The 7,116-nt window shown below is 28.1% G+C and carries 7 protein-coding genes; 1 reads left to right on the top strand and 6 read right to left on the bottom strand.

What is annotated here, in order from left to right; genetic code table 11:
* From CD147_RS11015 to CD147_RS11000, 3 genes are all read right to left on the bottom strand, one after another.
* A partial coding sequence (locus CD147_RS11015) for a relaxase/mobilization nuclease domain-containing protein (protein WP_103167513.1) occupies positions 1-829 on the bottom strand: 829 nt, incomplete at its 3' end.
* Positions 830-994: 165 nt separating this feature from the next.
* A complete protein-coding gene (locus CD147_RS11005; protein ID WP_103167511.1) occupies positions 995-1,378 on the bottom strand; it encodes a plasmid mobilization protein in 384 nt (127 codons plus the stop codon).
* A 247-nt stretch (positions 1,379-1,625) separates the two neighbouring features.
* Positions 1,626-4,190, bottom strand: a complete 2,565-nt coding sequence (locus CD147_RS11000; protein WP_240621114.1) for a CDP-glycerol glycerophosphotransferase family protein — start codon at positions 4,188-4,190, stop codon at positions 1,626-1,628.
* A 115-nt stretch (positions 4,191-4,305) separates the two neighbouring features.
* Here CD147_RS11000 and CD147_RS12145 point away from each other — a divergent pair, with 115 nt between their 5' ends.
* A complete protein-coding gene (locus tag CD147_RS12145) occupies positions 4,306-4,473 on the top strand; it encodes a hypothetical protein (RefSeq protein WP_158261009.1) in 168 nt (55 codons plus the stop codon).
* 609 nt (positions 4,474-5,082) lie between these two features.
* Here CD147_RS12145 and CD147_RS10995 read toward each other — a convergent pair.
* The 3 genes from CD147_RS10995 to CD147_RS12140 all read right to left on the bottom strand — a co-directional run.
* Positions 5,083-5,949: a replication initiation protein gene (locus CD147_RS10995; protein WP_103167510.1), complete on the bottom strand. Its 867-nt coding sequence runs from the start codon at positions 5,947-5,949 to the stop codon at positions 5,083-5,085.
* Between the two features lie 412 nt (positions 5,950-6,361).
* The gene (locus tag CD147_RS10990; protein ID WP_169926901.1) at positions 6,362-6,841 is read right to left on the bottom strand and encodes a DUF334 domain-containing protein; all 480 of its coding nucleotides are present in this window, start codon (positions 6,839-6,841) and stop codon (positions 6,362-6,364) included.
* Positions 6,842-6,872: 31 nt separating this feature from the next.
* Positions 6,873-7,116: hypothetical protein (locus CD147_RS12140; RefSeq protein WP_478212436.1), on the bottom strand; the 244-nt coding region annotated here is incomplete at its 5' end.

The following is a 7,116-nucleotide window of genomic DNA, read 5'->3' as shown; positions in this document are numbered from 1 at the left end:
GTTCAAGGATATCTGTTGTTCTTCCAAAATCTCGCCAATCTTCTGATAATCCTGTCTCGTCGGCTCGATTTGGTTTGGTACGTTCGAGTTTGTCTTTTCGTTGTTGTTGTTTAGTTCTCTTTTCAAATTCAATTTCTAACGCCTCCTTATCGTAATCTTGGCCCAGTGTTTTACCACGCACCCATTTATTAACGTTCTCAGGCTTATATGAGACATTCTTACCTCTCACCTTAAATGAGATACCTTTTTCTTCTAAATGCTCTGAAAAGCGCTTAAAATTGCTTGTATGAGCTTTTGCATTTTCAATTTCTTCACGTAACTCATCTTTCCAAGAGGTTTTACCTTTTTCTATCAATGCTTTTTCAGCTTGTGTATATCGCAATTTTGCAGTATCACGTTCTGGCACACTTAAGCCATGTTCTCGACATAAGTCGTCATTAGCTCGTCGAATATCATGCAATGCTTTTTTATTGTTATTGAATTTCTTACCAGTTTCTAAATCAACTGAATTAACGACAATATGATTATGAATATGGTCTGTATCTGTATGCGTATAAACTGCTACTTGATGATGTGGTGCTATCTTCTCGGCTAATTCTATTCCAAGTTGATTACATTGTTCTGGCGTTACTTCGCCAGGCTTAAATGACTGGATAACCACATGTCCTTCGTTGCCACCCGTTTTTCCGTACAGTTCACGTGTCGCTTTGAAACTTCCCTTGGCATAGTCTATGTCACAATTTAAGCCACTTTTTTCTTCAGCCCGTTTTTCAGCGTAATTAATGGCCCGTGACGTTGACTTCGTTGAACTTATTTTAGCTGTGGCCATTTGTATCACGTTCTTTCATTTCTTTATAAGATGTATAGCATTTAATAACATCTATAAAGGCTAAAAGTAAAAAAAAGATACTTGCCCAAAATCGATGTGCATAAAAAATAAAATAGCTAATCATAATTAAACAGACAATAAATAAAATTAGACTTAAAATCATATTTATTTTAGGACTTTCCATATTTCATCCAACCTTTTACGCAATTCTTCGATATTATATTCTAATGCTTCATAATTCGGCGCCTCATATTGATGTTGGTTACAATATTTAGCAATTTGATTAGCATTTGATCCTAGCTTGCTTAAATCCTTAGCAATCGATTGTCGCGTTTCTTTATCAAATTTTGGTGCGACCAATCGACTGCCTTGTGCCTTTTTCTTTACGAAAGCAGGCACACTCATATTTAAAGTTTCCGCAGATTGTTGTAACTTTAAATATTCGTCTTCGCTCACTCGAAAACTAATTTGTTTACGCTCCTTACGGTTAGGTTTACGGTTTTTCCTAACAGTATCGTCGCTAGCCACAAATGTGTCTCGTTCACTCATTCATTCCCACCACGCTTTCTTCGAAAGTTATTACTTAACGTAACCTAAGCATATAAAATATGCAAAGGTTATTCAAGTAATATAGTGGTTTGGCAAGCACTGGCTTTGCTAGCCACATACGTGGTAGCGTCGCCGGCTTGTTGGGGAATATCCCCAAGCCCCTTAGGTTTTTGCTTACGCAAAAAATGAGTGGCTAAATTCTAGCCACTCATAGTTTGAAATTATTAAATTAATAAATATTTATCTATTAATGTTCATTGATTTTATTTAATATTGAGGTATAAACTCTTTCATTATTTTTATGATCAATATGATCAAAAATACTACTTAAATTAGTATCTGAAATTAGATTTCCTTCATAAATAGTTTTTTCGATTTTATTTAATAATTCAGTTTCATTATAAGCAATATCTCCAATAAATGTTTCAGCAACAGTTCTTAAAATACCTTTTCTAAAAAATCTATCAACATCAAAATGGTAAAAAATTACTGGTTTTTTCATATAAGAAAAATCGAAACTAACGCTACTGTAATCTGTAATTAAAATATCATGTTCAATTAGTAAGTCTTGAACAGTTTTTTCTCCTAAAGTTATATACTTAATTTTCCCTTCAGTTTTATCTATATGATATTTGAAAAAGCTTTGAGATCTGTAGTGTGGATAAAAGTTGATTTCAATGTTGTGCTTTTCAATTAATTTTTCAAGTTTGCTATTGTGAATCAATTCTAAGTATCTTTTCATATATTCACTATTATTAAATGCATATTCACTATTTAACCAATCTCTCCATGTAGGCATAATCAATATTTTTTTAACTTTATTTTTAGGATTTAAAGGTAAGTTATCAAATCTTGGTAATCCTGTAATGGCTACTTCCTCTGGATTATAGCCTAATTGATTAACAACAATATCATATTTTTCTTGAGTACTAGAGACATTAAATAGATGAAACGGAAGATCATAATAGTCTTTATTATATTCAACTTTTTTTCTGCCTAAAACGCCATGTTGTAAGAATACTTTTATACTATCTTCATAATTCCAAAAGTTTCTAGCAGTCTTATAAGGGAGAATGTTCTCTAAATCATGTGTAGATATTAGAACATTCGCCTTAGCAGCAACTTCAAAATGCATTTTAGAACCAAATGTAACGATATTGTTTAGATGTTTAATTCTTTGATAATCTTTGGACTCTTCATCAATAACGTAATAAGCCTCTATATCTGTATTTTCTTTTAACCATTTAAAAAGTTGAATACCATTATCTTGAGCAGTGTCTGTTCTCTCTCCAATTAGCCAAACATTATTTTGTTTTTTACCATTTTCTAATATTTCATATTGTTCACGTGTCAACTCAAATGACTCAAATTTTATATTCTTAAAAGGCGTTAAAGTCATCATATAATAAACTTGTTTGTTATCTAATTTTTGCTTTTTTAACGTAATATAATTATCTTTTTTATATATTCCTTTTCGATACTTTATTTTTTCTTTTCGAATTAAAGTCGTACCATCATATATGGAAATAAAAATATCAATTACATTTTTAGAAGATGTTCTTAAATACTCAATTTCATCATATGGAATCTTTATATTTTGCTCTCCTTTATGAATTTCCATTTCATAACTGTTATGTGATGATCTTTCTTCGAATGTTATAAAATACTGAAAAGTTTCATAAATCTTATTAGGTTGTAGGTAAATGTTTAAATTATCTTCATCTAAAGAATTAATGCCTGATCTAATGTTAGGTTTTGAATTAACGATAGTAAGTCCATTTTTATTTTTTATATTAATTTGATATATTTGATCATTTGAATTGTAATAATCTATAAAAGGTACTTTTTTTCTGTTATTTAAGATATAAACTTTTTTATCTTTATTATATTTATCATGATAAATGGCTATTAATTTTTTGTTTTTCATATTTTCAAAGTTACTAACTATTATTTTTGAAAAAACTTTTGAATTATAGATATTTGTTTTTAAATATTCTAAATTCGTTAAATCACTATCTATTAACCCTAAAGATTCTAGTTCATAATTAGTATCTATATTTTCAATAACCATACAAATTCTTATGGAAGTCTCATTTAATAAAGAATTCGCAGAAAATTGAGTTACTTTTAAAGTATTCATTGTTAGATTTAGGTAATTATCACACCATTCATAATCCATAAATAGATAATTAATTTTTTGACTTTGTATAAATTGAGGTCGGTAAATCATATTATTTACTACAATATAGGCAATATATTTTGTTTTTTTAATAATTTGAGAAATTAAAGATAAATTTATTTTATTATTTAGTACAGGTATCTCAAATTGTTGCTTACCATTTAATAAAATGATTGACGAAATTGTTTCATCAGTATTAAGAGAGGCATATTCATTATTGATTTGAGAAATATATACTTTTTTATTTTCATTTGCTAAATTAAAGTTAGTTTTATACCTAGTTAATGTTAAAGATTTATCTACTTTGACTATATAAATCTGTTTATATAATTCTAAAATATTATCAATATTTTCGTCAGCCACAAGCCATAACAATTTATTTTTATAATAAAAATTGAATGTAACTTTATCAGTTGAAAAATTTTCTAAGTCTATTTTTATGGAGAATGTGTTCTTTGATAACTTTACATAATCGAAAGGTACTTCTCGAAATTCATTTTTTATATAAAAATCATCTTTATTGAAACGAATAAAATTTGTCAGTTCGAATTCCATTTCTACTTCTTTTTTATTTACGTTAATTCTATATAATTGAAATTTTCTTCTTAGCATTGCACTTATCTTATGTATCACTATATTACCACTTTCAGTTTTTTAAATTTATTTTATTAGAATTTAATATAATATATATTTAGTAAGTATTATAATCTATCATACATATAAATTGAATAAAAGGAGGAAATAAAAATTGAAAAATATCTTACTGTTAGTTACATCTCTTTTAGGAACTTATTATTATTTTAAGTATAAAGAAATAAAAAGAATGTATTCATACGAATTAGTCGATATTGAATCGAAAGAAGATTTATTAGAAAAAAGAGGACAAGTAGAAGAAAATGAGATACCTTACACTTAGTTAGTAATGTTGTAAAAACAGACTATCAATTGTCCAAAATTTATAATCTTAAAAGGTATTTAACATACAAAATCGCTACCTATAATTAGTTAATTATGTTAACTAGTAATAAAGGCTTAAACGTTGTTAAATCAACGTTTAAGCCTTTTTCTTATGATTATCATTTATACAGATTTTATACATCATTGTTCTGACGCGTTTTCATTCATTTTCATTGTTTTATATTTTGTATTTTTATGTAAGTTATACGTGTATACAATACATACATTGGCTACATAGTATATATTGTATACATTTGATACTTTGTATATTTTGGATTGAAAGCTCATGTATTCGTCAAATATTCAACTGTTATATTATACTTGTAAGGCACTTCCTGTGCAGAAAGGAGGTGTGATGTACAAATGAACATTGCATTTTTCGTCGTAACAATTATCATTTGTCCTATTCTTACAGGTATCGTAGCAAATTATCTGTATGATAAATTCAAATGATAAAAAGAAAACCCCCACAAAGCTTTGGCAGGCTGTGGGGGTTTTTGATGTACAAACGACATCGCACTTTTCGTTAACTTCAGTATAGCTCTCACGTTCTATTTTGTAAACTTTTCTACTCTTCCCAATCAACTTCCAACTGTTTAGAAAATGCCTTTCTTTTTTCTTCAAATTGGGGATCATATTCTTCATTTTGTATTTCTTGATGGTATGAACGTTCTTTTAACCATTGTGGTGTTTTCTCTCGACTTATAAACTGTTTTTGTTTACTTGTATCTTTTATTTGAGGTTGCCGCTTGCTGTGAATACGTTTCTCAGCGTCAAAAATAAATTCTAAGTATTCAATTTTACGTCCTTTTCTAGATTTAATTTTGTTTATATTAAGATTATTAAAGATAGATCCTAGTTCTTTAATAATGGGTTTTAGTACTCGTTTAGTAATATCATTCATTTGATAAGAATTAGGTATATCTAAACGTGTTTTGAAATCGTCTATCCCAATTTTTACATAACCACTATGTTTAAATTGCTTAAGTATTCTAAACATATTTTTAGCATATGTAGATTTAAGATGTGTCATTTCTTGAAGTTCAAATTTAGTGAAATTATTGGTTATTGAATTAAGAATATATTTTAAATTTGGTGAAGTAGATATTTCCAAATATTGTTCTTTTTTGTAAATTTTATACTGATTAAACAAAACAAATCTTTCTATTACTTCATCATCTTCATACCTAATAGTTAACTCAAGCATTTTTTTATACACTTCATCTAATTCTTTTGTAAATCTATTAATATTACGTGTTTCAGAACTATAATTACTTAGCGTTTTCAATTCTTCAAATGTTAACTTTAATGTATCAGTATCTTTTTCTTTTAATTTATTGCACATTGCAAAAAACAAATTAATTTCAGTACTTGTAAATCGTCTTAAAGGTACTAGATTCATTTCATTTCTATATACTACTGTTTCTCCACTCATAATATACACCTTTCATCAAAAGTGACTTTTAAAAGTAATGACCATTTATAATAAATTATAATTTTATAATAACAACTGTCTTAAAGGCATTCAACAATTAAAAGTGACTTTTAAAAATAATGTCCCTTTTAATGTGGCAAAATGTCCCTTTTAATGTGGCAAAATGTCCCTTTTAATGTGGCAAAATGTCCCTTTTAATGTGGCAAAATGTCCCTTTTAATGTTTGAAATCTATTGTGACTCTAAGGGGCAATTGAGTCCTAAAAAGGTTTTTAAAAAGATTTATAAAAATATATTAAAAAGTTCGAAGTAAAGACTCCGAACTTAATACACAAATATTAAAATTAAATAATTCTTTTAGAAACCTAAAAAACTCTTCATGATCTTACAATTTCTACTAAGAGCTTTTTTAACTAATTTATAGCTTTAAACACTTTTAAAATACTATATATAATGAGTCCAAATAACACATAAGGCACAAGATATAACAGTAATGCTAAATATCGCCAGCTACTATCTTCTGTTTTAATTACATGATTAATTGAATCGTAAAGTTTCTCAATACCGAAATAATCTCCAATTGGTCCTGTTACAAGCATGATTAATGAAACTAAAGCAATGACAAAAAATAAATTAAGTACCCCTTTGACTAAAAAATTATTTGTTTTTGTCATACTGTCGATGGCTTCATCATTTTCATTTATTTTTCCTTCGATTCTTTTTTTGTACTCATATAAATCTTCATTCACTTTGCCTGTTTGCTCAATAATCTTTTTATCTACCGTTTTTAATTGATCTATGATACTTTCAAATTCTGAATTGACGGCTTGCTTAAAATCTTGCTCTTGATTATCGGTATTAATTTTCTTGAGATAACTAGTAGCAACACTCATGAATTTATCTCGAGCTTTATCCATGGTGTGATTAAAGTTCGAGATTGAACCTTTTAGTTCGTTTAGATACATCTCGTGCTGTTTGTCTTTCTTGGCTTGTTCGTTCTCTAGTTCTTCGATTCTCTTCTTCAATAAGTCGAGCTTTTCGTTCTCGTTCTGCTTGCTCTTTCTCACGACGTTTTCTATCTCGTTCAAGGATATCTGTTGTTCTTCCAAAATCTCGCCAATCTTCTGATAATCCTGTCTCGTCGGCTCGATTTGGTTTGGTACGTTCG

Origin of the sequence: Staphylococcus devriesei (assembly GCF_002902625.1) — a bacterium.
Classification (GTDB): domain Bacteria; phylum Bacillota; class Bacilli; order Staphylococcales; family Staphylococcaceae; genus Staphylococcus; species Staphylococcus devriesei.
This window is presented reverse-complemented; position numbering and strand designations above follow the sequence as displayed.